Source organism: Bacillus pretiosus (assembly GCF_052947655.1).
The window spans coordinates 172,902-199,139 of record NZ_CM129593.1 but is presented as its reverse complement, the minus strand read 5'-3'; the positions used below and the strand labels follow the sequence as shown (position 1 = coordinate 199,139).

Annotated in this window: 25 protein-coding genes, 1 pseudogene and 3 riboswitches; of the genes and pseudogenes, 12 read left to right on the top strand and 14 right to left on the bottom strand. The window is 36.0% G+C overall.

What is annotated here, in order from left to right; genetic code table 11:
- Positions 1–100 precede the first annotated feature (100 nt).
- From ACU8YW_RS01135 to ACU8YW_RS01115, 5 genes are all read left to right on the top strand, one after another.
- On the top strand, positions 101–952 hold the full coding sequence (locus ACU8YW_RS01135) for a GRP family sugar transporter (protein WP_000353549.1): 852 nt from the start codon (positions 101–103) through the stop codon (positions 950–952).
- Positions 953–1,164: 212 nt separating this feature from the next.
- Positions 1,165–1,968: a pyrroline-5-carboxylate reductase gene (proC, locus tag ACU8YW_RS01130; protein ID WP_426934596.1), complete on the top strand. Its 804-nt coding sequence runs from the start codon at positions 1,165–1,167 to the stop codon at positions 1,966–1,968.
- 1 nt (position 1,969) lies between these two features.
- Positions 1,970–2,803, top strand: a complete 834-nt coding sequence (gene pgoN / locus ACU8YW_RS01125) for a glyoxal/methylglyoxal reductase (protein WP_088061710.1) — start codon at positions 1,970–1,972, stop codon at positions 2,801–2,803.
- Between the two features lie 153 nt (positions 2,804–2,956).
- Positions 2,957–3,061, top strand: a riboswitch (SAM riboswitch).
- 132 nt (positions 3,062–3,193) lie between these two features.
- Positions 3,194–4,834 (top strand): peptide ABC transporter substrate-binding protein, encoded by a 1,641-nt coding sequence (locus tag ACU8YW_RS01120; protein WP_097907319.1) that lies wholly within the window; start codon positions 3,194–3,196, stop codon positions 4,832–4,834.
- A gap of 408 nt (positions 4,835–5,242) precedes the next feature.
- Entirely contained in the window at positions 5,243–6,871 is a 1,629-nt protein-coding gene (locus tag ACU8YW_RS01115) for a peptide ABC transporter substrate-binding protein (protein WP_097907320.1), read from the top strand.
- Positions 6,872–6,913: 42 nt separating this feature from the next.
- Here ACU8YW_RS01115 and ACU8YW_RS01110 read toward each other — a convergent pair whose 3' ends face one another.
- From ACU8YW_RS01110 to ACU8YW_RS01100, 3 genes and pseudogenes are all read right to left on the bottom strand, one after another.
- Positions 6,914–7,261 (bottom strand): ABC-2 transporter permease, encoded by a 348-nt coding sequence (locus ACU8YW_RS01110; protein WP_097891789.1) that lies wholly within the window; start codon positions 7,259–7,261, stop codon positions 6,914–6,916.
- On the bottom strand, positions 7,258–7,449 hold the full coding sequence (locus tag ACU8YW_RS01105; RefSeq protein ID WP_097907321.1) for a hypothetical protein: 192 nt from the start codon (positions 7,447–7,449) through the stop codon (positions 7,258–7,260). Before ACU8YW_RS01105 ends, ACU8YW_RS01110 begins: the two co-directional genes overlap by 4 nt.
- Before the next feature lie 11 nt (positions 7,450–7,460).
- Positions 7,461–8,358 (bottom strand): annotated as a pseudogene (locus tag ACU8YW_RS01100) (helix-turn-helix transcriptional regulator).
- 172 nt (positions 8,359–8,530) lie between these two features.
- On the opposite strand from ACU8YW_RS01100, the gene ACU8YW_RS01095 reads away from it, so the two are divergent.
- The gene (locus tag ACU8YW_RS01095) at positions 8,531–8,998 is read left to right on the top strand and encodes a YusW family protein (RefSeq protein WP_088061704.1); all 468 of its coding nucleotides are present in this window, start codon (positions 8,531–8,533) and stop codon (positions 8,996–8,998) included.
- A 16-nt stretch (positions 8,999–9,014) separates the two neighbouring features.
- On the opposite strand, the gene ACU8YW_RS01090 is transcribed toward ACU8YW_RS01095, so the two are convergent.
- Genes ACU8YW_RS01090 through ACU8YW_RS01070 form a run of 5 tightly spaced genes read right to left on the bottom strand, consistent with a single transcriptional unit; the run spans position 9,015 to position 14,314 of the window.
- Entirely contained in the window at positions 9,015–10,625 is a 1,611-nt protein-coding gene (locus ACU8YW_RS01090) for a peptide ABC transporter substrate-binding protein (RefSeq protein WP_097891795.1), read from the bottom strand.
- 13 nt (positions 10,626–10,638) lie between these two features.
- Positions 10,639–11,412, bottom strand: a complete 774-nt coding sequence (locus ACU8YW_RS01085; RefSeq protein ID WP_060486393.1) for an ABC transporter ATP-binding protein — start codon at positions 11,410–11,412, stop codon at positions 10,639–10,641.
- Positions 11,409–12,419, bottom strand: a complete 1,011-nt coding sequence (locus ACU8YW_RS01080) for an ABC transporter ATP-binding protein (RefSeq protein ID WP_088609470.1) — start codon at positions 12,417–12,419, stop codon at positions 11,409–11,411. The genes ACU8YW_RS01085 and ACU8YW_RS01080 overlap by 4 nt, the downstream gene beginning before the upstream one ends.
- On the bottom strand, positions 12,376–13,380 hold the full coding sequence (locus ACU8YW_RS01075; RefSeq protein WP_088061701.1) for an ABC transporter permease: 1,005 nt from the start codon (positions 13,378–13,380) through the stop codon (positions 12,376–12,378). Before ACU8YW_RS01075 ends, ACU8YW_RS01080 begins: the two co-directional genes overlap by 44 nt.
- A gap of 16 nt (positions 13,381–13,396) precedes the next feature.
- Positions 13,397–14,314, bottom strand: coding sequence for an ABC transporter permease (locus ACU8YW_RS01070; protein ID WP_000289321.1), 918 nt, complete (start codon positions 14,312–14,314; stop codon positions 13,397–13,399).
- Between the two features lie 134 nt (positions 14,315–14,448).
- A riboswitch (SAM riboswitch) is annotated at positions 14,449–14,554 on the bottom strand.
- Positions 14,555–14,950: 396 nt separating this feature from the next.
- Here ACU8YW_RS01070 and ACU8YW_RS01065 point away from each other — a divergent pair.
- Complete coding sequence (locus tag ACU8YW_RS01065; protein WP_087984984.1) at positions 14,951–15,085, top strand: DUF3951 domain-containing protein; 135 nt, start codon at positions 14,951–14,953, stop codon at positions 15,083–15,085.
- A gap of 18 nt (positions 15,086–15,103) precedes the next feature.
- Here the strand turns inward: ACU8YW_RS01065 and ACU8YW_RS01060 are convergent, their stop codons facing one another.
- Complete coding sequence (locus tag ACU8YW_RS01060) at positions 15,104–15,607, bottom strand: hypothetical protein (protein ID WP_000756533.1); 504 nt, start codon at positions 15,605–15,607, stop codon at positions 15,104–15,106.
- Positions 15,608–15,881: 274 nt separating this feature from the next.
- Here ACU8YW_RS01060 and ACU8YW_RS01055 point away from each other — a divergent pair, with 274 nt between their 5' ends.
- Entirely contained in the window at positions 15,882–16,328 is a 447-nt protein-coding gene (locus ACU8YW_RS01055) for a hypothetical protein (RefSeq protein WP_000282867.1), read from the top strand.
- A gap of 33 nt (positions 16,329–16,361) precedes the next feature.
- On the opposite strand, the gene ACU8YW_RS01050 is transcribed toward ACU8YW_RS01055, so the two are convergent.
- The 5 genes from ACU8YW_RS01050 to ACU8YW_RS01030 form a co-directional block, all read right to left on the bottom strand.
- Positions 16,362–17,612, bottom strand: a complete 1,251-nt coding sequence (locus tag ACU8YW_RS01050; RefSeq protein WP_080377454.1) for a multidrug effflux MFS transporter — start codon at positions 17,610–17,612, stop codon at positions 16,362–16,364.
- A 126-nt stretch (positions 17,613–17,738) separates the two neighbouring features.
- Complete coding sequence (locus tag ACU8YW_RS01045; RefSeq protein WP_070169275.1) at positions 17,739–19,457, bottom strand: DUF3981 domain-containing protein; 1,719 nt, start codon at positions 19,455–19,457, stop codon at positions 17,739–17,741.
- Positions 19,458–19,535: 78 nt separating this feature from the next.
- A complete protein-coding gene (locus ACU8YW_RS01040; RefSeq protein WP_048567287.1) occupies positions 19,536–20,069 on the bottom strand; it encodes an MFS transporter in 534 nt (177 codons plus the stop codon).
- Entirely contained in the window at positions 20,066–21,502 is a 1,437-nt protein-coding gene (locus ACU8YW_RS01035) for an FAD-binding oxidoreductase (RefSeq protein WP_097891797.1), read from the bottom strand. Before ACU8YW_RS01035 ends, ACU8YW_RS01040 begins: the two co-directional genes overlap by 4 nt.
- Before the next feature lie 112 nt (positions 21,503–21,614).
- Complete coding sequence (locus tag ACU8YW_RS01030; protein WP_426934594.1) at positions 21,615–22,379, bottom strand: hypothetical protein; 765 nt, start codon at positions 22,377–22,379, stop codon at positions 21,615–21,617.
- Positions 22,380–22,524: 145 nt separating this feature from the next.
- Between ACU8YW_RS01030 and ACU8YW_RS01025 the strand changes: the two genes are divergently transcribed.
- The 4 genes from ACU8YW_RS01025 to ACU8YW_RS01010 all read left to right on the top strand — a co-directional run bounded on the left by ACU8YW_RS01025 (position 22,525) and on the right by ACU8YW_RS01010 (position 26,222).
- Positions 22,525–23,433, top strand: a complete 909-nt coding sequence (locus tag ACU8YW_RS01025; RefSeq protein ID WP_426934593.1) for an NAD(P)-dependent alcohol dehydrogenase — start codon at positions 22,525–22,527, stop codon at positions 23,431–23,433.
- 80 nt (positions 23,434–23,513) lie between these two features.
- A riboswitch (SAM riboswitch) is annotated at positions 23,514–23,628 on the top strand.
- An 85-nt stretch (positions 23,629–23,713) separates the two neighbouring features.
- The gene (locus ACU8YW_RS01020; RefSeq protein ID WP_087984969.1) at positions 23,714–24,526 is read left to right on the top strand and encodes a MetQ/NlpA family ABC transporter substrate-binding protein; all 813 of its coding nucleotides are present in this window, start codon (positions 23,714–23,716) and stop codon (positions 24,524–24,526) included.
- 12 nt (positions 24,527–24,538) lie between these two features.
- Positions 24,539–25,579, top strand: coding sequence for a methionine ABC transporter ATP-binding protein (locus ACU8YW_RS01015; protein ID WP_098230802.1), 1,041 nt, complete (start codon positions 24,539–24,541; stop codon positions 25,577–25,579).
- Entirely contained in the window at positions 25,554–26,222 is a 669-nt protein-coding gene (locus tag ACU8YW_RS01010; protein WP_088061690.1) for a methionine ABC transporter permease, read from the top strand. The genes ACU8YW_RS01015 and ACU8YW_RS01010 overlap by 26 nt, the downstream gene beginning before the upstream one ends.
- Positions 26,223–26,238 lie beyond the last annotated feature (16 nt).

Genomic DNA, 26,238 nt, shown 5'->3' with positions numbered 1-26,238 from the left:
TTTTAGCGATCGGTAATCTTCTACTCTAGTAGTGGGGCATTACCGATCGTTAGAACGATATGTAATTATATTGGTATAGAAAACCGAAGGGAGTCTTGTAATGGACATTTTATTAGCGCTTCTTCCTGCAATTGCATGGGGAAACATCTTATTAGTAAGCGTAAAAATGGGCGGTGGTGCATATAGCCAAACGGTAGGTATGACAATCGGTGCTCTATTCTTCGCAACAATTATGTATGTATTTACTCAACCAGCTTTAACAATGACAGTCTTGATTGTTGGTTTTATTTCAGGTTTATTCTGGGCTTTAGGACAAGTAAACCAATTAAAAACAGTTGAAAAATTAGGTGTTTCAACTACTGTAACGATTTCTACTGGTATGCAACTTGTTGCAACTTCTATCTTTGGGGTTATCGCTTTCCGTGAGTGGACTACTACAACAACGATTGTTCTGGGAACGATTGCAATCCTATTAATCGTAGTTGGTGTTGTATTCACATCACTAGATGACAAAGAAAATGCACAGCCACCAGGACAATTGAAAAAAGGACTTCTTACTTTAATTGTTTCTACTTTCGGTTACCTTGTATATGTAATTATTATTCGTTGGTATAATATCGATGGTTGGTCTGCTATTTTACCACAAGCAGTTGGTATGTTTGTTGGTGCGGTTGTACTGACATCTAAACATAAACCATTTAACAAATATGCAATCCGTAATGCTTTATCTGGTTTACTATGGGGAACTGGAAACTTATTCTTACTTCTTTCATTACCACGTGTCGGAGTAGCAACAAGCTTCCCATTATCTCAAACTGGAATCGTTATCTCAACATTCGGTGCGATTGTCTTCTTAGGTGAAAAGAAAACAAAACGTCAATTGATCTTTATTGCACTAGGTAGTGTTTTAATTATCGGCGGTGCTGTATTGTTAGGTATGACAAAAGCATAAACTTATAATCTATTAATCCCTGAAGCAGTTATGCTTCAGGGATTTTTTATTACAACTATTTTTTAAGTATAATAATTTTTATAACCTTATTTATATTTACCCTCCTCCCTCCATTTCCATCCTTTTCACAATAAGTCTTTTCTTTTTACAAAATTCTCTTAAAAATGGTATCGTTTTTTATAACATATCTCCACTAGAAAGGAATAAAGGATATGCTAACTAAACATCGAATTCTATTTCTTGGTGCTGGTCGTATGGCAGAAGCTATATTTTCCGGATTACTTAAAACAAGCAAAGAATACATCGAAAAAATTATCGTTTCTAACCGCAGCAACGTAGAAAAGCTAGAACAATTACGAGCGCGATATAATGTGTCTATCACAACAGATTGGAAGCAGCATGTTACATCTGTTGATACGATTGTTTTAGCAATGCCGCCTTCTGCACATGAAGAATTATTAGCGGAGCTATCTCCGTTACTATCGAATCAACTTGTCGTAACGGTAGCTGCTGGCATTGGTCCATCTTATTTAGAAGCTAGACTCCCTAAGGACACGCCTGTTGCTTGGATTATGCCAAATACAGCTGCTGAAATTGGGAAGTCAATCTCCTTATATACAACAGGACAATCAGTAAACGAGATGCATCAAGAAACCTTGCAACTGCTTTTAAGAGGCATTGGTACTTCGCAACTTTGCACTGAGGAAGAAGTTCATCAGCTTACTGCAGTTACTGGAAGTGCACCAGCTTTCCTTTATTACTTTGCTGAAAGCTTGGTTGAAGCAACAAAAAGTTATGGCGTCGATGAAGCAACCGCAAAACACCTTGTCATTCAAATGATTTCTGGATCTGCTTCTATGCTTGAACAAACGCAAGATCCGGCTAACCTCCGCGAACAAGTAACAACGCCAGGTGGTTCCACAGCTGAAGGTCTCAAAGCTTTATATGAATATAATTTTTCAGAGGCGGTTCAAAAAGCAGTAGAAGCAACAAACAAAAAAGCTAGGGGGAAATAATATGAGTTTAACAAGTTTAAAAGACTATACTACATTACATAACGGTGTAAAAATGCCTTGGTTCGGTTTAGGTGTTTTTAAAGTAGAAGATGGTTCAGAAGTAATTGAGTCTGTAAAATCAGCAATTAAAAATGGCTACCGCAGCATCGATACTGCAGCAATCTATCAAAACGAAGAAGGCGTTGGACAAGCGATCCGTGAAGCAGGTGTTTCACGTGAAGAATTATTTATTACATCAAAAGTATGGAATAGCGATCAAGGATATGAAACAACACTTCAAGCATTTGAAACTACATTAGAAAAATTAGGTCTAGAATATTTAGATTTATATTTAGTACATTGGCCTGTAAAAGGGAAATATACTGAATCATGGAAAGCGTTAGAAAAACTTTATAAAGATGGCCGTGTTCGTGCTATCGGTGTGAGTAATTTCCACATTCACCACTTACAAGACGTATTTGAAATCGCTGAAATTAAGCCAATGGTCAATCAAGTGGAATACCACCCACGTTTAGCACAAGAAGAATTACACGCTTTCTGTAAAGAACATAACATCCAGCTTGAAGCTTGGTCACCATTAATGCAGGGACAACTACTGGATAACTCCACATTACAAGACATTGCGACAAAATATAATAAATCAACTGCACAAATTATTTTACGCTGGGATTTACAAAATGAAGTTGTAACAATCCCTAAATCTATTAAAGAACATCGCATTATTGAAAATGCAAATATATTCGATTTTGAATTAAGTGCTGATGACATGAAAGCAATTCAAGCTCTAAATGAAGATCGTCGCGTTGGTCCAGATCCAGATAACTTTGACTTCTAGTAGAAAAACCACTGCCATATGCAGTGGTTTTTCTCGTTAAATAAAACTGAAAATTTAAACTATATCCCGATTGGTTGACACTTCATCATCCAAGGTGTAAGATTTTGAATTATCAAAGAAACACAAAAATTAATAAAATTTATTCGTTTACTCATTGTATCAAGAGAGGTGGAGGGACTGGCCCTTTGAAACCTCGGCAACAGGTTCATTTTGAATACTGTGCCACTTCCTGCAAGCATTGTGCTTGAAAGATAGAATGAGGGCCTTCGTTTATATACGGGTGCATAACTTGTACGTAAAAATCCCTCTTTCTCAATATGAAAAGAGGGATTTTTTATTTTTCATTTCCCTCATCATCATCCAAACTTAATTATTTAGGAGGAAAATCAAATGAAAAAGAAGTTTGTACCCGGTATTGCATCAGTTGTAGGAGTAAGTATTTTATTAACTGGTTGCGGTAGTTATAAAAACGAAGCAAGCGGAGCAAATGCAAAAGACGAGGCGCCTAGTAAACAGGTTTTAAACTTATCTTCACCTACTGAAATACGAACAATGGATACAGCTCGTGCTACAGATACTGATTCTGGTCAAGTAATGAGAAACGTATTTGAAGGTTTGTATAATCTTGGTGAAGGTAACAAACCTGTCCCTGGCGTTGCGAAATCTCATGAAGTAAGTGGCGATAAAACGAAATACACATTCCACCTGCGAGATTCAAAATGGTCAAACGGCACTTCTGTCACAGCAAAAGATTTTGTCTTCGCTTGGCAAAGAGCTGTCGATCCAGCAACAGCCTCTGAATATGCATTTCTATTCTTTGATATTAAAAACGCAACAAAAATTAACAACAAAGAACTTCCAGCCGATCAACTTGGTGTAAAAGCAATTGATGACCATACGTTTGAGGTAGAATTGGAACGTCCTGTTCCGTACTTTATAAGCTTAACAGCGTTCCCAACATTTCTACCAATTAACGAGGAATTCTTTAAAGCACAAGGTGATAAGTATGCCTTAGAAGACAATACAATTTTGTACAACGGAGCTTTTACACTAAGCGATTGGAAGCATGAGCAAAGCTTTAAATTTAAGAAAAACCCTACCTATTGGGATAAAGATACTGTCAAACTGGAAGAAATCAATTTTAGCGTCGTAAAAGAAAAATCTACAGAAGTAAATTTATTCGAGTCAAAACAATTAGATCGTATCAAACTAACATCTGACTTCGTTGATAAATATAAAAAGGATGCTAACTTTAAAGAACGGCCAAACGTAGGGGTACAGTTTCTACGTATGAATCAACAAAACAAAGTACTTCAAAACGTTTCTGCACGCCAAGCAATCGATCAAACAATTGATCGAAAATCCTTTGTACATACGTTATTAAATGACGGCTCTACACCAACCTCTAGTCTCGTGCCGAAAAACTTTGCAAAAGGACCTGACGGAACAGACTTCCGTGCTGCAAACGGCGATTTAACAAAGGTTGATACAAAATCTGCTCAAGAATTATGGAAAAAGGCAAAACAAGAGCTTGGTTCTGAAAAGATAACATTAGAATTATTAACAAGTGATGCTGACCTTGATAAGAAAACTGGTGAGTTCTTAAAAGGACAACTAGAAAAGAATTTAGATGGATTAACAGTAAATGTGAAACCACAACCACGTAAACAACAAGTTTCACTTTTATTAAAAGGTGACTACGAAATTGGAATTGACGGCTGGAGCCCTGACTTTGCTGATCCAATTACATTCCTTGAGCTATTTACAACGAATAACCCTTACAACTTAGATCATTACTCTAATAAGGAGTTCGATGAAACAATAGCAAAAGTGAAAACAACTTTAGCCGGTGATGAAAAAGCTCGCTGGGAAGCATTACTAGCATCCGAGAAAATATTATTTAAAGACTCTGTTATCGCTCCTCTTTACCAAAAAGGCGAATCTTATTTAGAACGTTCTTATGTGAAAGGAATTGTGCAAGTAGACTTTGCAGGTCAATTAAACTTCAAATGGGCCAAAATTGAAAAATAAAGCGAAACTTTAATCAGTGGGGTTTTCTTCATCCCCCACTGATTATTAGCCCACACCAATTGTTTTTTTAGCAAAACATATTAAAAGCAGATTCCCTAATGCGAGGAAATCTGCTTTTTTAATATATTATTCTAAGAAATTAACAATCTATTTTTATTATTGACATATAGTTCTTTCCAGTGTTAATATTCTAAATAATCAAAGAAACAAAATATTTCACCATCAAAATATAACGTCTACTACGTTGAAACATATAACGATAGATTATAGATCAACATGTATATACATATAGAACACCTGATTACCTACATACACATATCTATAATAGGTTTTCTCTTCTTCTATAGCTACACTTCAAAACGTGGACATTACGACGTTACGAACAACACATTTAGGGAGGAACGAACAATGAAGAAAAAAGTTGTACCTGTTGTTGCATCTGTTTTAGGGGCAAGTCTATTACTAACTGCTTGCGGAGGAAATAAAGATCATGCAAGCGGAGCGAAAGCAAATGATAAACAGGCAATTAACTTATCATTCGCTTCAGAAATTCCAACAATGGATGTTGCAAAAGCAACGGATGGGGAATCCATGAGCGTAATGCGCAATGTTTTTGAAGGTTTATATGCAATGGGAGAAGATAACAAACCAATTCCTGGTGTTGCTGAGTCGGTTGACCTTAGTCCCGATAAAACAAAATATACATTCCACCTGCGTGATTCAAAATGGTCAAACGGTACTCCAGTTACAGCAAAGGACTTTGTCTTCGCTTGGCAACGTGCCGTAAATCCTGATACAGCAGCTGAATATGCATTCTTATTCTTCGATATACAGAATGCGAAACAAATAAGCCAGAAACAATTGCCAATTGATCAACTAGGTGTCAAAGCTCTTGATGATAAAACGTTAGAAGTACAACTAGACCGTCCTGTTCCCTACTTCTTAAGCTTAACGACATTCTCAACATTCTTACCAATTAATGAAGATTACTTAAAATCTCAGGGCAATAAATATGGTTTAGAAACAAATCATTTAATTTACAACGGTGCTTTCATATTAGATAACTGGAAACACGAGCAAAGCTTTCAATTGAAGAAGAACCCCAACTATTGGGATGCTAAAACTGTAAAATTAGAAGAAATCAACTTCAATGTCGTTAAAGATAAATCTACAGAAGTTAACTTATACGATTCAGGACAAATTGATCGCGTTGCTTTAACTGCAGAGTTTGTTGATAAATATAAGGGCGATCCAAACTTCAAGGACCGTGCTGAAGTTGGTATTCAATTTTTACGACTCAATCAAAAAAATGAAACATTAAAAAATCAACATGCACGCCTTGCTATTAACGGAGCAACGAATAAAAAAGCATACGTAGAAACAATTTTAAATAACGGTGCTGTTCCAGCTGAAGGAATGGTTCCTGCGAAATTCGCGAAAAGCCCAGAAGGCACTGACTTCCGTAAAGAAAATGGAAACCTAGTCAAAGATGATGTGAAAACAGCAAAAGAAAACTGGAAAAAAGCGAAACAAGAACTTGGTACTGACAAAGTAACAATCGAACTATTAACAAGTGATAATGCTTTAGCTAAAAAAACTGGTGAATATTTAAAAGGTGAACTAGAAAAGAACCTAGATGGATTAACAGTGACATTAAAACCACAACCACGTAAACAACAGCTGAAACTATTATTAAGTGGTGACTATGAAATCGGTATTGATGGCTGGGGCCCTGACTTCGCTGACCCAATTACATTCTTAGATTTATTTACAACAGATAGTGCTTATAACTTCGATAAATACTCTAACAAAGAGTATGATGAGCTCATTCATAAAGTGAAAACAGATTTAGCTAGCGATGAAAAGGCTCGCTTTGAAGCAATGAAGCAAGCTGAAAAAATCCTATTACAAGACGGTGCTGTCGCTCCTTTATACCAACAAGGTCGTTCTTACCTACAACGCGGATTTATTAAAGGGCTTGTAACAACTGACTTCGGTGGTGAATTTAACTACAAGTGGACAGAAGTTACAAAATAATAAAATAAAAAAGGTATCCAATCGCAGGATACCTTTTTTATTTTATACTTCTTTAACTACATAGCTTCTTCTCTTTACTATTCCTTTTATAGATACAGTAATTACTGCTACCAATTGTGTAACTAATATAATGACTAATAATGAAATAATATTTTTCTCTAAACTTACTCCCCCAAATATTATTGTATAATAGCCATTCGCTGCATATGTTGCGGGAAATAATTCACCGATTGTTTGATATGTTTTAGAAAGCATCTCATGTGGTACAATTACACCCGAACTTACAAGTTGTAATGATAGTGAAATTATATTAAAGATCATACCTGCATTTCCGAAAACAGTTATGAACATTTGTGTTAATGAAAGAAAGGCGAAGAAGACTATTGTCAATAATCCTCTTCCCCTTTTTTTTGCATCGAACTAAAACTCATCATAAATATAAACATAAACATCAAATATGTTCTCCACGTCAAAGAAGGTATATGCCCTGACCACAGATAGCTAATGAAATAGTTAATTCCCATAATACAAGACGATACTACTAAACTAATACTTATTAGTTTTGCATATTTGAACATATCTTTTCTCCTTACTTTTCTATCTCTTCAAATTGCAGATTTATTGGCTCTTCTAGTAGTGTTTCATAAAAATTTTCAGCCAAATCTGTTGAAGGAATTTTTTCATCCACTTCATCAAATCGAATACTATCTAGCCACACACAACCTTCCCCTGATAATAAGACACCAAATGCTATACCAAGTGCTTCTTCTTTTATATCTAATACAACCGAGTACGATTGCCAGTTATTCGTATTTTTAATTGGGCGATTTTGCATGTTATCCATAGCGAGTGGTTCTGTATCTTTTCCGTCTACTCTCATCCACAATCCTGCCCAATCTCTTACGTTCTCACTCTTAACAAATGCTGTTAAACGTAATCTTTTACCTACATATTTATCCGCTCGGAACATTTGCATTAATGTTGAAAATCCTCCATGTGTAACATTCTCTTTTGCCTTTATGTATGCAGATACTTTTCCTTGATGGGCAACTTCATAGTCTAAACCCATCTCATATTCAGCAGGATGACTCCCACTTAAGATCCATCCTTTCGGTATACCTTTTTGCATTGAAACACCCTCTCTTTCTATATAAAATGACTGGAAGTACTTTCGATATTTCTTCGGTGGCAATTTAAACATTCTTTTAAAGGCTCTCGTAAATGCCTCTTGTGAGGAAAAGCCGTATTGTACTGCAATATCAATAACAGCCCTCTCCGTTGACACTAAAGCTTGCGCAGCATGAGTTAACCTTCTCTCTCGAATATAATCCGTTACACTCATCCCAACATATCTTTGAAAGATGCGATGAAAATGGTACATCGATACTGCACTGTGAGACGCCACTCTTTCTGTTGTAAGCTCCTCATGTAAATGATCCTCTATATTCAATTGCTTGTTTTATCATCTCTTTATATTCTTCATGCATGTTAGTACCCCCTCACAACTTCAATTTACCATATACATACAAATCATTTTTGATTTAAATTGCGGATTATCCCTTGTGGCTATAGGGTAATAATTTATTTTCACCTCATACATAATTACATGATTTTGGGAAAAACTTGTATAGAACGAATTTACATAAGGAGGAATTTTTAATGAGAATTTTACTATCAGTTTTATTAGCTCTTATGCTAGTACCTGCATTAACAGGATGTAAAGCTCCTGTTAAAGAAGACACAACTTCTAATAAAAAGACTACAGAAGAGGCAAAGAATGAAGCTCCTGCTGATTTAAAACTAAACTTCAATGAATTCGATTTAAAGGCAGACTACCAAGATACAAAGAAAGACTACGAAGCTGACTATAAAAATGTAGCAGCAGATAAAAAAATGGAAGCAAAAATTGAAGATCATAAAGCAGATGTAAAATTAACAGGAGACGAGGCTATCACAAAATTAAGCCCACTTCTACAAGAATTAAAATTTAATAAAGATACTCCCGACCAAGAAGTAATCGATCAAGTAGTAAATGTGTTCAAACTTGATAAAGACTACCAAAAGTTTGATTTAGAAGTTGTCTTCTCTGATGGAACGAAAAAAGAATATAAAAGAGAAATAAAATAAAGAAGTAGGCGGTTGCCTACTTCTTTATTTTTGCATATCTTAAATCTGGTTTAGATCCAACATAATATTGAAGTCCAGATACTGATCCTTTTTGTAAGTAAGAATCAGAAGGGAATATAATTGGAATTAACGGTGAATCTGTAAACATAATATCTTCTGCTTTATGCAATAAATCAAAACGCTTATCTTCATTTTGTTCAACTTCTGCTTCTTTGATTAAAGCGTCAAATTCTTTATTATGCCATTTTGCATAGTTGTTTGGACCATCACCTGCATATAAATCTAGTTTAGTAATTGGGTCTAATAAAGAACCGCCCCATCCCATATAAGCTAATTGGAAATCACTTTGCTTATATGTATCGATGTAACTCTTCCACTCTTTATTTTCTAATTTAATATCTACACCAAGATTTTTCTTAAACATTTCCTGCATTGCTTCTGCTACTTTTTTATGCTGTGTATCCGTTGTGAATTTTAATGTTACTTCAGGTAATGTAGACCAACCTTGTTCTTTCATACCCTCTTCTAATAATTTTTTCGCTTCTGTTGTATCAAATTTTACGTAATCACCTTTTTCTTTACGGAAATCACGACCACTTTGTGTTTTTGCTCCTTCTGGAACGAATGCATATGCTTCTTGCGCATTGTTTTTATACAGTTTTTCAACGATAAACTTACGATCAACTGCTAATGAAAATGCTTTACGTACTTTCGCATTTGTGAATGGCTCTTTTTCTACGTTAAACGAATAAATATAAGATGAGAATCCCGCAACACGCTTATATTCTTTATTTCCTTTTTCTTTCTCAATCATTTCTTGTGGTAAACCACTTAGTAAATCTAATTCTTTTGATTTGTATAATTGGTACGCTGTTTTAGAATCTGGAATAATACGAAACTCAATTTCTTTTAATGTTACCTTTTTATCATAGTATTCTTTATTTTTTTGTACTGTAATTGCTTGGTTATGCTTCCATTCTTTTAACGTGAATGGCCCATTTGTAATTAACTCTTTTGGATCTGTTTTTAATTTGTTGTTGTCATCAATTGATTTTTTAGATAATGGAATAAATAATGAACTCGCTAATTTTTGTTTAATAGAAGCAACTGGGTGCTCAAGTGTTACCTTTAATGCTTGAGGATCAACAACTTGAATACCAACTTGGCTTTCTTCACCTTTTCCAGTATTATACGCCTCTGCACCTTTAATAAAGTACATTTCTGTCCCATTCATAGAACCCGTTTTCGGATTTAATAACCGCTTCCATGCAAATTCAAAATCATTTGCTGTAATAGGAGAACCATCTGACCATTTAATATCTTTCTTTAAATGGATTGTATATTCAGTTCCATCTGCATTTACTTCTTCTTTCTCTGCTAATTCATTTTGATATTTCCCATCACTATCTTGCGTATATAAGCTTGAGAATAAATGTCCAATTACATAACCTGATGTGCTATCTGTTGCAATAGCGGAATCCAGTGTATATGGATCGCTACCAATATTCGTTACTAATCGATCTCCTTCTCCCTTACCAGCACTTGCTTGTTGCGTCTCTTTCTTACCACAAGCGACAGAAGTAATCGCTAAAACAGTCATAATGACAAACAGTAAAAACTTCTTCATCCTACATTCTCCTTTAACCCGAAATTTTTGGTGTTGATGCTAATAATGTTTTTGTATAAGAATGTTGTGGATTACGGAATACTTCGTCCGTATTTCCAAATTCAACAAGTTCTCCTTTATATAAGACAGCCACTTTTTCACATAAGTAGTGAACCATCGGTAAATCATGCGCGATAAATAAATATGTATAGCCTTGTTCCTTTTGAATCTTTTGCAACAAGTGCACAATTTGGATTTGAAGTGAAACATCTAACGCTGAAATTGGTTCATCCAGGATTAATACTTCTGGCTCACATAATAACGCCCTTGCAATAGCGATCCGTTGACGTTGTCCTCCGCTAAATTCGTGTGGGTATCGATCAGTATATCGTCTATCTAATCCAACACGTTCTAGCGCATCACCTGCTACCTCATCTTTCAATCCTTTATCACCTAAACCGAATGAAATATATCCTTCTGTTACGCTATCGCGTACTTTCCAGCGCGGATTTAATGCAGCTGTTGAATCTTGAAAAATGAATTGTACTTTCTGCAAGAAATCTCGCTTATGAGCTGATTTCAACTTGTGAACAACTTGACCGTTATAATCAATTTGACCAGACGTTGGGCTCTCGATCCCAGCTATGAGCTTACCAAGTGTTGTCTTTCCTGAACCACTTTCTCCAATAATGCCAAGCGTTGTTCCTTTCGGGATAGAAAGTGATATATCTTTTAGCGCTATGATTTCTTTCTTTTTACTTCCATACGTTTTCGTTACTTGCTTTACAGTAATTAAATCTGTCGTCATGAGGCATTCACCTTCTCTTTTGATTTCGCTTGGTCATGCTCTAGAACATGTTGCCAACAATGTGAACTGTGTTCCCCAGAATATGCTGTTCTATCAGGGAAACGATGAACACATTCTTGTATTGCTACTGGGCATCTATTTACAAATGGGCACCCAAAGCTATTTAACGTTTCAATTGATGGTGTTGTTCCCTCAATGGCCCTAAGTACCTTTTCGGAATCATCCATATTCGGAATAGCTTGCAATAAACTTTTCGTATATGGGTGCTTAGGTGAACCTATCACTTCTTTTATCGTCCCTTTTTCAACAACACGTCCCCCGTACATCACAACTACTCGGTCAGCTACTTCACGTACAAGCGCCAAATCATGTGTAATTAATAAAATACTCGTATTTTGTTTTTCTTTGCGCTCTTTTAATAACCCCATAATTTGCTTTTGAATCGTTACATCTAATGCAGTTGTAGGCTCATCTGCAATAACGAGCTTTGGGTGACACGCAAACGCAATTGCTAAACAAATACGTTGCCTCATGCCTCCGCTTAATTGATGTGGGTACTGTTCAAAACGTTTCTCTGCTTCATGTATCCCTAAATCATTTAATAAGTTAATCGCAATTTCTTTTGCTTCTCTTTTCGATTTTTTCTCATGTTGCAAAATCACTTCTGTAATTTGCCTTCCTACTTTCATCGTCGGATTTAAAGAGGACAGAGGGTCTTGAAAGATAAATGAAATATCTTTCCCTCGAATTTGATTCCATTCTGATTCTTGTAAATTCGTCAACCTTTGAGATTGGAAAGAGATGCTTCCGTCATCAATGTGAATAGATTCTTGATTTAATCCGACAATAGATTGTGCTGTAACACTTTTTCCTGAACCACTTTCTCCTACAAGTGCAACGATTTCACCTTCATTAATAGAAAAGGAAACATGCTTCACAATTGCTTGCTTACTACTCTCTTTTTCAACGACCAATGTTACGTTTTCTAAAGATAAGAGCTGTCCCATGTTTTTTCTCCTTTCGATTCCGTTTTACAATCTTCGGATCAATTGCATCTTGCAAACCATCACCAATTGCATTAAATGCAAACATAATGAGTGCAATCATGATTGCTGGGAAGAATAATTGCCACCATTCTCCGCTTAGTAATGTCCCGAGTGCATCGTTCGTCATCGTTCCCCAGCTCGCTGCTGGTGATTGCACTCCGAGTCCGATAAAGCTTAAAAATGATTCTGAGAAAATAGCTGCTGGAATTGTAAATGATAAATTTACGATAATAATGCCTGTTAAATTCGGAATGATGTGTCCGTATATAATCTTCATATGCGATGTACCTAATCGCTCTGCTGCAATAACAAATTCTCTTTGCTTTAAAGATAATACTTGTGCCCTAACGAGACGTGCCATGCCAATCCATCCTGTTAATGCAAGGGCAATAATAATTGTAAAAAGCCCTGGTTTCATAACGATTAATAATAAAATAACAATTAATAAATATGGGATACCGTATAACACTTCAATCCCTCGTACAATCCACTCATCAATTAACGTTCCAAGGCGACTACGTCCTCTCACATATCCACTAAAGCCCCCGATTAGTACACCTATTCCTATATCAAGAGCCGCTGCCACTAATCCAACTGTTAGTGAAATTTTCCCTCCAGCCCAGGTGCGCGCCCATATGTCCCTTCCTAAATCATCTGTTCCGAACCAATGCTCACTACTAGGTGGGAGGTTTGTTGCTTCTTTTACTTGTTCACTCGCAGTAAATGCCGTTAAACTTTCGCCAACCAGTGAGAAAATAATAATTAGTAATAACGTCACTGCCCCTAAAACTGCTATAGGGTTTGATATAAACTTGCGAAACACTTCCTTCTTTCGACTAATCGTTTGCTGATCTTTATTTATCGTTAATTCTTTTTTCTCCTCATTCGTTAATAACTGTTTATTGATTTCATAAGCTCCCATTTAAATGCCCCCCTCCTTACGTAATAGAACGAATACGCGGATCCACAATACGGTGAATAATATCTGTAATGAAAATACAAGAAATTAATAATGCACTATAGAAAATCGTTGTTCCCATAATGACCGGATAATCCCGGTTAAAAATGCTATCTACAAAATATTTTCCTAGACCAGGAATGGAAAATATTTTTTCAATAACGAAAGTTCCTGTTAAAAGTCCAGCCATTAACGGTCCAACAAATGTAAGTACCGGAACAATCGCATTTCGAAGAGCATGTCTTATAATGATTTTCTTAATTGGTATGCCTTTCGCTCTCGCTAGCTTAATATAATCACTCTGCAAAACTTCAATCATATTAGAGCGAACAAATCTTGTAATAACCGCGATTGGTCCTAACGCTAATGCGAAGGATGGCAATACCGTATGTTCGAATGTGCCCCAAGACGCTACTGGTAAAAGTTCAAATTGTATAGCAAATACTTGTATAAATAGTGGTGCTAAAATAAAACTTGGAATAGAAATACCGAGAATCGCAAGTAAGCTCACACTATAATCAATTACTTTCCCATGATATAGAGCTGCAAATGTACCTGCTGCAATTCCGACTAATAATGAAATAACAAGTGCTTGTAAACCAATAATCGCTGATGGACCAAATCCTGTCGTTATAATTTCTGATACACCTTGACCTGTGGATTGAACAGATTCACCAAAATCAAAATGAACTACGCCATCTAAATAAGCAACATATTGATTCCATAACGGTTCATCAAGGTGATACTTCGCTCTCATGTTTTGTATCACTTCTTCAGGAAAGATTTTCGCATCTGATGAAAATGGATCCCCTGGAATGATATGCATAATCAAAAATGTTACTGTTGTAATGACCCATAGCGTGAACACCATAACCGATAGTTTTTTAATAACATACACTTCAATAACCCCCTAAACAAATGTATTTACTTTGTTTTATTGACATATTTGTTCCTATTACTTTTCCGCTTCTTAAAACACAAAAAGCCTTGATCTTAAGAAATAAGATCAAGGCTTAATAAACGAAGGCCCATCACTTATCTTTCAAGACTTGCTTGCTGGAATTAGCACGGTGTTCCTGTTACAGAACCCGCTGCTGAGGTGTCATAGGGCCAGTCCCTCTACCTCTCTGGATAAGTAAATTGCTATATTATTATTTGGTTCAAATTGTATATTTTGAATTATAATTCTGAAAAAATGAAAAGTCAATCAAATTGGATATATTTAGAAAAATCAGTTTTCAATCCTTTTATCGAAATTACAGTTTTCTCTTATAATAAAAAGAAATAATATTAAAGAAGTTATAAGATGGATCCCTTGCTTCTTGCTACTATAGGATTACCATTAACAATCGTTATACTTGTCATCATCGGGGTCTATAAAGTGAAACTTTAATCAGTGGGGGCATCCCCCACTGATTATTAGTTGAACCAATCGGGCTTTTAGGGGCAGTGGATCCCCTACCTAACTTCTTTGCTTTCACTGAATTTTGAGGTGGGGGTCTTACTGCCCGGCAAATAGCGGGATAAACTCTTTATTAAAAAGAAACGTATCACTTCTTTTTATACTCCATTCGATAATATTACCAGACAAACAATCTCTGAATTTCACGAAAAACAAAATGTATTAGTATCCGAGGATGAAGACGGAGATGGTAAGAAGAAAAAATAACCTTGCGCGTACGCAAGGTTATTTTTTCGTTTCTGCTTGAAAACGTTTATAGTATGTTGATGCTGTTGCAAAGTTAATTTCTATATCACGAATCAATGATGAGTCTTCTTCTTTAGCTAACTTCTGTAATTTTTTCATTGCTTGTTCCGATTCATTCAAGAAACCAGCGTATACCTCATGTTCTTGCTCTTTCGACTTTGGAACACGAATTTCTTTACGTATATTATCAATATCTTCTAACATGCTAGTCGTTACCTTTTGCACATCTTCTTTATATGTAGCATTCGTTATTTCCTTACCGCCCTTTTCTTTTGCCACTTCAAATAACTGTAGTGCTTTATTAATTTCTTTATTCATTTTCATATCGTATTTTTCATGTACTGCACGGTATTCTTTCATCTCTTCTGTTTGCTCAGTAGATTGCTCTACCTTTTCTTTCGGTTCTTTCGTATCTTTATTTCCATTACATCCTGCTAGAAGGATCATACTTCCCATTACAGCAATACCCAAAACCTTCTTCATCTCTTCTTCTCCTTTTATCTACAGCTACTACTCATTATAGTTTCTTTTATCTCCACTTGTTATTATACCGAGAACATCCTACTTTTTACACTTAAGACGCTACCTTAATATACATGCCTACATTTTTGTCACAGTATCGTCACTTTATGCAAATAACTTTTGCACTGCTTTACTACATCACCTTACAAAACTGTAAGCACACATAAAGAACAAACCATGCTAGACTTACATATGCATAACGCAAACATATGTAAGTTTTTAAGGAGAATCATCTATGTACAACACAATGCCTTTTATGGGAGAAGATATTCGTGTCCTTATTCGTGAAAAATCACTTCATATCGAAAATACAGAGAGCCTTCGCCGCGTATTAAAAAAGAAACATGCTCCATTTAAGTTAGCCCAATATTTAAAACAACAACATACAAATCAATTTCATACCGTGCTAAATATATCAGATAAATCATTAACAATCGAAATCATCGGTCATGTCTACATTGGAAACTTCGCAGATATCTTAAAAGAAATCCCACGTATACCGAAAATTGCTCCTATTATCGTTAAAAAAGCGTATAAAATTACCGACCATACCGATATTATCGACTGCGGGGAAAAAGAAGTCGATAGTAATCGCTGGGTGTGGGATAAACTTGCTGTTTTATATGATACGATCATGAATAATATGTATGAGGTATTTCAAAGAAATGAAAAAAAGAACTGATTCAAATATTCCCTTTGAATCAGTTCTTTTTTGTTAAGCCTCTAAATTTTGTCTTTGTTGTAGTTCAAACTGCTTTTCACTTCTTCTGGCCATAAATAGATAACATAATACAGCACCAATTTCACAAAGAGCTATTACAACCCCCATCGGTAATGCGGTGTTGCTTCCACCAATACCTACTAACGGTGCAACAAGTGCTCCTGAAATAAATTGTAATAAACCTAATAAAGCCGACGCTGTTCCTGCAGCTTGTTTCTGATTTCTCATCGCTAATGAGAACCCAGTTGTTGATACAACCCCGACACTTGATACGACAAGGAATAACGAGCATAAAACACCAATTAAACCTATTCCTAGTAAGATTGTCAGTAGTAAAGATAAACCACCAACGGCTGCAATAATAATACCGGAAACGAATAACGTTTTCTCATTCACTTTCCCTGCTAAACGGCCCGTAACCTGACTAGCAATAATAATACCGATACCGTTAATCGCAAAGAATAAGCTAAATTGCTGTGGTGATGCTCCGTATATGTTCTGCAACACAAATGGTGAGCCCGAAATGTAAGCAAACATTGCCGCCGTTACTAGCCCTTGTGATAATGCATATCCCATAAACAAACGATCTTTTAACAGTTTTCCATACGTCGCCAATGTCCCTGACAAACCACCTGTTTCTCTTTCTTCAGGAGGTAATGTTTCACGTAATACGAAAGTAGCTGATATTAACATGAATACACTAATTGCTCCGAGAACGATGAAGACACCGCGCCATGTTGTGAACTGTAGTAATTGTCCCCCTATAATCGGTGCCAAAATAGGCGCTGCTCCGTTTACTAACATGAGCAGTGAGAAAAACTTCGTCATTTCAGAACCTGAATACATGTCACGTACCATTGCACGTGATATAACAATCCCGGCCGATCCTGAAGCCCCTTGTAAGAAGCGCAATAACACTAAACTCCAAATAGATGGTGCAATAGCACAAAGTAAAGAAGAAGCAACATAAATAATAAGAGCGATAATAAGAGGTTTGCGCCTTCCGTAAATGTCACTAATTGAACCAACAAATAATTGTCCTACTGAAAGCCCAAGCAAACATGCTGTCAATGTAAGCTGTGCAAGAGATGCGCCTGTTTGTAAATCATCTGTTAATTTTGGTAAAGAAGGCAAATACATATCAATAGATAATGGCCCAATCGCCGTAAGTGTCCCTAATACAAGAATCATCCATAACCTATTTGTCTTGACAGGTTTATATATTTCGTGATTAACTCCATTCACTTTTCCGTTCACCCTTTCCGATAAATACTAAATCGTAACAATTATAGTTACAACATAAACATACGTCAAGTATAGTTCATTTTCCTGTTTCATACCGTAAAAAAAAGCGATAGAATTTCTATCGCTTTACTTTTTCAAATTGCTATTTGTAAATTTAGATACGGAAGACATCGCCTCTCCTGTATCTAAATATGTGATTTGAATTGGATCTCCCACTTCTGTAAACATAGCATATGGGAATTTCTTCACCGGTATCATAAATACTTTTTGTTCATTCTCTAACAGTACATACACAATTGTATTTTCACCTGATTTTTCTTTATATACACGTTGTACAACGCCTTCTTTTTGTGCTTCTTTACCATTTGAAGTCGGTCTAAATGAATCTCCACTTCCACTCAGCGCATTTTTATAATTCTCAAGCGCTTCTTTTTGCGTCGAACCTGTTGCAAATATTTTCGCATTAGAAGCATAGATAACTGTATGAGCACGTACTAATCCCCCGTCATCAATAACAGGTACAATCCAAGAAGGTTTACCATACACGTTATAAATAACCGGCATCGTTCCATGCCATTTCTCTCTCTTAAAGGAATTATCCACTACTTCCGAAGCAGCTGAACCATCCATAATCCCCTTCACTTCTTTTCCGTTATAGTAATACAACTTACCTGTACGCGCATCGATAAGCGAGTAACCTAACGCAGAATCTACTCCCTCTTTTGGAGAGGTGAAATCAGTAAAGTAATATAACGTTCCATCCTTACCGAAAATTGGTGTAACTCCTTCTTTCGTTCCCCACTCAGTCGGAATCTTCATATCCGTTTGCGAGAATTTCGTATTCCAAAATCCGTGAATATATTTACCGAAGTATGTATTTAATGTAGATGCGGTCTCGTGATTTAATACACCATCAACAAATTTAGGCGCTTTTCCTTTATCATATCTTTTCACTTCACCTGTTTGTGCATCTACTACTACAACGCCCTCTACCTCAAATCCAGATCTTCCTGAAATAAATTCACCATACGTCATTGTATAATACGGTTTCCCTTTATCATCCACTTCAAATTTAGGTTTCCCTTTAAAGATTAGATTTGGTTCTGCTTGCCTTACAACACGCTCTAAATTATTCCCGAAGAACATGCTCGGCACATATTTCATTTTATAACCAAGATGCAGTTTCGCTTCCGCATCAGGATTCGTACCTGACATCGTTACGTACCCTGGAATTGTCTCAGCTTTACGTGCTTTAAAAAAGCCTGAAACTTCAATCGGTGCTACATATAAAGCCTCACCATTTACCATTTGTGGCGTTAATTCCCCTAGCTCAAAATAAGCTACTTTCGGAATATCCCCAAATACTTTTTTCATTTTATTCTCCGCTGTCTTTGGCGGCACTGTAAACGGTTGATCATTTTCAGTAAACGGCTCTGAAATATCTTTCTCGATCTTCACAACAGAATCATATTTTTTTTGCGTGATTACTATATCGTGTAAATAACCAAAATAGCCGTAACTTGCGAGTAAAACAAACATTAGAAGTCCCTTTAACGTACCTTCTAATTTCCCTATTTGATTTTGTGAAAATAAAACAAGCCCAATTAAAACTGCTACTGCAACGGCATAATGAGTAAGAATCGAATCTGCTCGATCATCGATTAGCCAAAGATATTCATAGATTGCAATACCTATCCAAAATAATACAGGAATAACTAAAATGGATGATTTCTTACCCTTTACAACCTTCTCATCCCCTTTCTTATCCACTGCTCGAAGTTTACTACCGCTTCTTGTCCATGGAATCAAAAACAAAGTGAGAATAGCTAAAATTAAAAATTTCATCAAAGGCAATGTCCCCTTTTCTTTTATTTTCCCTTTTAGTATAACAAATAAAGGGTATTCAGGTAAAAATGGGGATGATTATATTTTTTTACTACTTAATACAATCCCACTCACTACATATAAGATAGATGCAATATAAAAAATGGTGCCAATCGTAAAGAAATCTACTAAATATCCCGTTGCAATAATTGCTATTGCTCCTCCAATCGATGTCCACACATGATATTTTCCAATCTCATAACCAGCATTTTCTTGCACAACCTTTCGTGCTAACGACGTCTTCTCGGTATTACGCTGCACAGCACCTAAAACTCCCATTACAATTTGAAGAATATACACATGCCAGACTTCCGTGGCAATCGGGAAACAAAGCATTAATATTGCCATGGACCAAGCATATATAATTAATAATTTTTGATCGCCTACTCGATCAGACATCTTTCCTACTAATGGATATACAAGTGCTGAAGTTAAAGCAAATAAGCCATACGCCCAGCCAAACTGCGAGAAGCTATTCCCAACATTCCGAAGCAATAGAATGTAAAAAGGAAATACCATACTTCCCGCCATCATAATTATGCTTTGTGACGCTACAAATCTTCTATATGTCATTTCGTATACTCCCTATAAAATAAATTCACAAATCTCTCTTTTGGATCCGCTTCTTTTTTCTTCTGAAGAAATTCTTCTATACGAGGATATGCCCTCTTTAACTGCTCCTTCGTTGGATACGAATAGTACGGTAAATAATAACTACCATTATGTTTTAAAGTAACATCAATCATTTTCTGAATGACATCTTCTGTTTTCTTTATTTCACCCTCTGAGCGTCCTTGGTTAATTAAAAGAACTAGCGCAAACATATCATCTTTCGCATAGGATAAAACTGCATTTTCATTCTTTTCCACATAACGAATCGTAATATTGAGCAAATTAAACTCTTCTTCATTTAATACGTTACGTAAATCATCTATGTATTCCGTGAAGAAATCTATAGGCACAAAGTATTCTTGTAACACTTCTGTTCTATTCGGATTTTCATATTCCATAAAGGCACTATCTGACCTCATAACATTATTTCGCGTCTCATACGCTCCATCTGTACGCTCAAAATAACTTCTTTGTATATCCCAAAATGTATTCTTTCCCCAATCGCTATAACGGGATAATCCGAGTAAAAATTTCGGTGCAGCTATAATAGTTTCCTCTTTTAATTCACTGTACTCTTCCCTCATATTTTGATTTTTCGCCAATGTATAATCTGTCACATACATCTCTTTTAAAAATGAATTGGGGGCAACAGAAATACGGGCTAAGTGCATACGAACATTTTCATCTCTTTTCACTTTATCTTTGAAATAAGATGTGTATTCTTTATAATCTATCATTCTCGTATGCATTTCATATAATTCATCATCAGTTAACTTTAATGTCACATCTAAAATGACACCAAATAACCCGTAACCACCTATGACATATGGAAATAGCTCTGCATTTTCTTCTCTACTTACATTACGTACCGTACCATCTGCCATTAACAATCTGAATGACTCTACTGTATCAATCAATGCTTCATGACGAATATCACGCCCATGTACATTCACACTTAATGAACCACCAACAGTAAAAATATTTTGAGATTGCATTACTTGAACCGCAAGACCATATGGATTGATTTTCTTTTGAATGTCATTCCATGTGACACCGCTTTGCACCCTAATCCTCTTCTCCTCCGGATCAAATTCTAATATTTTATTATACCCCTTCATATCAAGCATCGTGCCGTTCGGATAATACGTCTGTCCTCCTTGGCTATGTTGCATACCTGCAATGGAAATTTTCTCTCCGGAAGTATTTGCATCTTTCACTACCTGTTTTAATGAACGTTCATCCTCAGCATTTTCAACACGTTTAATTTTCGTCGGAAGCAACTTTCCTACATCGCTCATAATAGGGTGCTTTAGTTGCTCTTTATATGTATTTACAGATGTTGCAAGCAACACTGTATAAGCCACAATGACCACCGCTATCTTTCTTTTTTTCAAATGACACTCTCCTCTTCTACAGTTTTCCCTCTTCATATTGTACCTATTTTCCTATGAAGAAAGTATACAAAAAAGAGGGCACCTTATTTTAGGTCCCCCCTCATCAAAACTATTACTTTGCTGCCGGCAATTGTATTGGGTCAAACTTTTCGTACGACGTATATTTTGCGTTCGTAATAATGTATGCTTTATCCTTGCCGTTACTACTCATAATCATGTCTATCTTTGCTGATTCATATTTAAAATCTTTTGTAATGATATATTCTGCATCCACTTCTTCTATCTTCGCATTTTGTGCTTGTAACATTTTCTTCTGTGTTTCATCCATGCTAGTTAACATACTTTCTGTTTCTTGCCCTTTTAATGTAAATTTCAGTTTATATTTATCTCCGCTTTTCTCCATCTTCATTTTATCTAAAACTACTGCTGGTACTTCTAACTTATCTATAATATCTTGAGTCGCTTTCATTCCACCAGCGTTTAATTGCTCCTCTGGTACGGTTATAACTTCTCCTGTATTAGGGTTTTTTACCTCACCAGCAACTTTACCATCCACAGTATACACTACAACATCTGTACCGGAAATATTCATTTCAGAACGAGAATTCTTTGTCTTTGGCTCTAATTGCATCTTAGCCTTTAATATATCCATCTCTGTCCCCTCAGCTTTTACCCCTACACCATATGTCATCGTTACATGCTCTTCATTTTTAAAAGCTTCGTTCGTTTTCTTGAAAACATCCTTCGCTGCTAATTCTTTTTCTTTTTGAACTGATTCTTTTTTCGGTTCATCCGTCTTTGCTGTTTTCTCATTACTACACCCTACCCCTAGACTGATTGCAAGTACTAAACTTGAAACAAAAATAATTTTTTTCATAATGTCGCCCCCTTTCCCAAAATAATATCACCTCTTTTCCTATGAAATCTATATAATTTTTAATCTATATTCGCTATATAGCGACATGTTTAATGAAGGTTTTAAATATGATGTAAATAACAACAACTCATTTCAGGAGGTCATTATGAAGGCGATCATTTGCACACAGTATGGACCACCTAACGTTCTTCAGCTTCAAAATATAGAGAAACCTACACCTAAAAAGAACGAAGTATTAATTAAAATTCACGCAACAAGTGTATCGACTGGAGATTGTAGAATACGCGGTTTTAATAGTCCCCTCTTATTTTGGATTCCTATGCGGATCATATTAGGTTTCAGAAAACCGAGAAACCCTATACTCGGCGTAGAGTTATCCGGTGAAATCGAAGAAATAGGAACAGATGTAACTCAATTTAAAGAGGGAGATCCTATCTTTGCATTAACTGGCCTTCATGCTGGTGCTTATGCTGAATATACATGTGTACATGAAAGTGGATTAATAGCATTAAAACCTACCAATGTGACGTATGAAGAAGCGGCAGTTATTCCTTTTGGTGGAACTTCAGCATTGCATTTCCTGAGAAAGGGCCGTATAAAAAAAGGGCAACAAGTGCTCATATATGGTGCCTCCGGATCAGTAGGAACAGCTGCTGTACAACTTGCTAAATATTTCGGTACGACCGTTACGGCTGTTTGTAGTAATTCAAATTTTGAACTCGTTCAATCTTTAGGAGCCGATAAAGTAATTGATTATACGAAAGAAGATTTTACTAAGCCGGGCGAGCGCTACGATATTATATTTGATGCAGTTGGGAAGTATAAAAAATCCCTTTGTACAAATACATTAACATCCAATGGAAAATATGTATCTGTTAATGGAATGATGGCCAAGGTAAGTAAAGAGGATATGATTCTATTAAAAAAACTAGTCGAAACGGAAAAACTAAAGCCCGTTATTGATAGAACTTACCGATTAGAAGAAATTGCTGAAGCTCATATGTATGTGGAAAAGGGACATAAAAAAGGGAATGTTTCCATTACCTTAAAATAAAATATATTCAGAAAATAATATTGACAATTCTATTTGTAAGATTTACTATTAGTACCATATTAAAAAACTACATACACATACTCTTATCAAGAGTGGCGGAGGGACTGGCCCGATGATGCCCGGCAACCGAGCTTATGACGTATAAGCTAAGGTGCTAATTCCTGCAAAACGAGTTTTCGTTTTGGAAGATAAGAGAGGAACCTATTTTGTCTATTCGGCACCTCTCTTATTTTTGAGAGGTGCTTTTTATTTTGGAACGTATATGAAGGGGGGACTATAGATGAAAAAAGTATTATTGAGCATTGTAAGTGGAGCGGTATTATTGTTAGGTGCATGTGGTGCTAATTCTGATAAAGAGGTAAAAGCATTAGATGAGAAAAAGATTACTGTCGGTGTAACGGGTGGACCGCATGAACAAATTTTTGAAAAGGTAAAAGAAGTGGCAGCGAAAGACGGTCTCGAAATTGATGTAAAAGTATTTAATGATTATGTAGCACCGAACGTATCTTTAGATGAAAAAAGCCTCGATGTAAATAGCTATCAAACGAAATCTTATTTAGACGTATTTAAAGCTGAACGCAATATGAAATTAACTGAAGTATTTTCAACAGTAACATTCCCTATGGGCGTATATTCTAAAGACATAAAAGATGTAAAAGACTTAAAAGAGGGCGACGCAATCGCTGTACCAAATGATCCAACGAATGAACTTCGAGCTTTAAAACTATTTGAAAAAGCAGGCGTTTTAAAAGTGGATCCAAAGGCTACAGAAAAAGCGACTGCGAAAGATGTAATTGAAAACCCAAAGAAATTAAAAATTGTTGAATTAGAGGCATCTCAATTACCGACACAACTAAGTGAAGTGAAAGCAGCTGCAATTAATACAAACTTTGCATTAGGTGCAAAATTAAGCCCTGCGAAAGATTCTATTTTCCGTGAAGGAAAAGATTCACCATATGTAAACTGGGTCGTTGTTCGTACTGAAAATAAAGATGATGCTGTTGTAAATAAATTAAAGAAAGCTTATCAATCTAAAGAAGTAAAAGAATTTATCGAGAAAAAATTTGATGGTTCAGTTTTACCATCTTGGTAGGAGCTGACGATAATGATTGAATTAAAAAATGTATCCAAAGTATTTACAACAAAAAAAGGGAATGTAGAAGCTCTTAAACCTACTTCCCTTCAAGTAAAAAAGGGCGAAGTATTTGGAATCATTGGATATAGTGGCGCTGGTAAAAGTACATTAATTCGATGTGTAAATTTATTAGAAAAACCAACGACAGGAAATATCATTGTAAACGGCCAAGACTTAACAACTTTATCAGCAAAAGAACTAGCAAAATCGAGACAAAAAATCGGAATGATTTTTCAAGGATTCAACTTACTTAAAACTGTGACAGTTTATGAAAATATCGCATTACCGTTACGTCTATCTGGTCTTCCCAAAAATGAAATTGAAAAAAGGGTAGAAAAGTATTTACGTATTGTCGATCTTTTTAACCGAAAAGATGCATATCCGAGCGAACTTTCTGGCGGCCAGAAGCAACGTGTTGCCATTGCACGTGCACTATCACATGAACCGGAAGTGTTATTAAGCGACGAAGCAACGAGTGCTTTGGATCCAGAAACAACTGAATCTATTCTCGACCTATTATTAAAGATTAATGAAGAAATCGGGATCACAATTTTATTAATTACACATGAAATGAATGTTATCCAGCGTATATGTGACCGAGTTGCTGTTATGGAACATGGAGCAGTAGTTGAAAGCGGGACTGTGAAGGATATATTCACAAACCCACAACATGCAACAACGAAAAAATTCGTAAATAGTGCATTTGCAGCGAAGATTCCTGAAGACGTACAGAAAGAGCTACAAAGAACCGGTGAAATCGTAACACTTTCATTTATAGGGAACTCTTCTGGCGAACCAGCGTTAGCTATCGCTACAAAGCGCTTTCAAGTGTATCCGAATATTTTATCCGGTAATATTACACAGCTAAAACATGAAGCATATGGGAAACTGATTATTCATATGCAAGGTGAAAAAACTGAAATAGACCGTGCTTTATCATTTTTACAAGAGCAAGGGATCATCGTAGAAGGAGGTAGAACAGATTATGGGAAACAAGTCCTTTTTGGATGAATGGGGTAAAGTCATATGGGAAGCAACCATTCAAACATTTCAAATGACATCTATTTCACTATTCATCTCTATCCTTATTGCACTACCACTTGGCGTCACGCTTGTTTTAACGAGACCTGGTGGACAACACGAAAATAAAATCATTTATCCAATTCTTAATACAATTATTAACGTTATTCGCTCTCTTCCATTTATCATTCTACTATTCTTTATTTTACCTTTTACAAAGTTTCTAATGGGAACATCCATTGGTGTGCAAGGTGTCATCGTACCGCTTGTCGTCTTCACTGCTCCCTATATCGCAAGATTGATGGAGACAGCATTATTAGAAGTCGATCGTGGTGTTATTGAAGCTTACCAAGCAATGGGCGTTTCTACTATAAAAATCATTTGGCACGTTATGGTGAAAGAAGCTCGTCCCTCCCTTGTACTTGGGTTAACAATCGCAACAATCGGCTTAATTGGCGCAACAGCAATGGCTGGACTTGTAGGTGCTGGCGGTCTTGGTGATTTAGCATATCGATTCGGGCACTTACGCTACGAACCGGAAGTAATGTATGCAACAGTCTTTATTTTAATTATCCTCGTTCAAGGGTTGCAGTCTTTAGGAAATGGTGTTGCACGAAGATTGAAGAAAGATTAAAAAAGAAGGTATCTCA

Excerpts from the sequence above, each read along its gene's own strand:
- ACU8YW_RS01135 (WP_000353549.1), top strand. The coding sequence starts at position 101 with ATGGACATTTTATTAGCGCTTCTTCCTGCAATTGCATGGGGAAACATC.
- proC (WP_426934596.1), top strand. The coding sequence starts at position 1,165 with ATGCTAACTAAACATCGAATTCTATTTCTTGGTGCTGGTCGTATGGCA.
- pgoN (WP_088061710.1), top strand. The coding sequence starts at position 1,970 with ATGAGTTTAACAAGTTTAAAAGACTATACTACATTACATAACGGTGTA.
- ACU8YW_RS01120 (WP_097907319.1), top strand. The coding sequence starts at position 3,194 with ATGAAAAAGAAGTTTGTACCCGGTATTGCATCAGTTGTAGGAGTAAGT.
- ACU8YW_RS01115 (WP_097907320.1), top strand. The coding sequence starts at position 5,243 with ATGAAGAAAAAAGTTGTACCTGTTGTTGCATCTGTTTTAGGGGCAAGT.
- ACU8YW_RS01105 (WP_097907321.1), bottom strand. The coding sequence starts at position 7,449 with ATGTTCAAATATGCAAAACTAATAAGTATTAGTTTAGTAGTATCGTCT.
- ACU8YW_RS01095 (WP_088061704.1), top strand. The coding sequence starts at position 8,531 with ATGAGAATTTTACTATCAGTTTTATTAGCTCTTATGCTAGTACCTGCA.
- ACU8YW_RS01090 (WP_097891795.1), bottom strand. The coding sequence starts at position 10,625 with ATGAAGAAGTTTTTACTGTTTGTCATTATGACTGTTTTAGCGATTACT.
- ACU8YW_RS01085 (WP_060486393.1), bottom strand. The coding sequence starts at position 11,412 with ATGACGACAGATTTAATTACTGTAAAGCAAGTAACGAAAACGTATGGA.
- ACU8YW_RS01080 (WP_088609470.1), bottom strand. The coding sequence starts at position 12,419 with ATGGGACAGCTCTTATCTTTAGAAAACGTAACATTGGTCGTTGAAAAA.
- ACU8YW_RS01075 (WP_088061701.1), bottom strand. The coding sequence starts at position 13,380 with ATGGGAGCTTATGAAATCAATAAACAGTTATTAACGAATGAGGAGAAA.
- ACU8YW_RS01060 (WP_000756533.1), bottom strand. The coding sequence starts at position 15,607 with ATGAAGAAGGTTTTGGGTATTGCTGTAATGGGAAGTATGATCCTTCTA.
- ACU8YW_RS01055 (WP_000282867.1), top strand. The coding sequence starts at position 15,882 with ATGTACAACACAATGCCTTTTATGGGAGAAGATATTCGTGTCCTTATT.
- ACU8YW_RS01045 (WP_070169275.1), bottom strand. The coding sequence starts at position 19,457 with ATGAAATTTTTAATTTTAGCTATTCTCACTTTGTTTTTGATTCCATGG.
- ACU8YW_RS01040 (WP_048567287.1), bottom strand. The coding sequence starts at position 20,069 with ATGACATATAGAAGATTTGTAGCGTCACAAAGCATAATTATGATGGCG.
- ACU8YW_RS01030 (WP_426934594.1), bottom strand. The coding sequence starts at position 22,379 with ATGAAAAAAATTATTTTTGTTTCAAGTTTAGTACTTGCAATCAGTCTA.
- ACU8YW_RS01025 (WP_426934593.1), top strand. The coding sequence starts at position 22,525 with ATGAAGGCGATCATTTGCACACAGTATGGACCACCTAACGTTCTTCAG.
- ACU8YW_RS01020 (WP_087984969.1), top strand. The coding sequence starts at position 23,714 with ATGAAAAAAGTATTATTGAGCATTGTAAGTGGAGCGGTATTATTGTTA.
- ACU8YW_RS01015 (WP_098230802.1), top strand. The coding sequence starts at position 24,539 with ATGATTGAATTAAAAAATGTATCCAAAGTATTTACAACAAAAAAAGGG.
- ACU8YW_RS01010 (WP_088061690.1), top strand. The coding sequence starts at position 25,554 with ATGGGAAACAAGTCCTTTTTGGATGAATGGGGTAAAGTCATATGGGAA.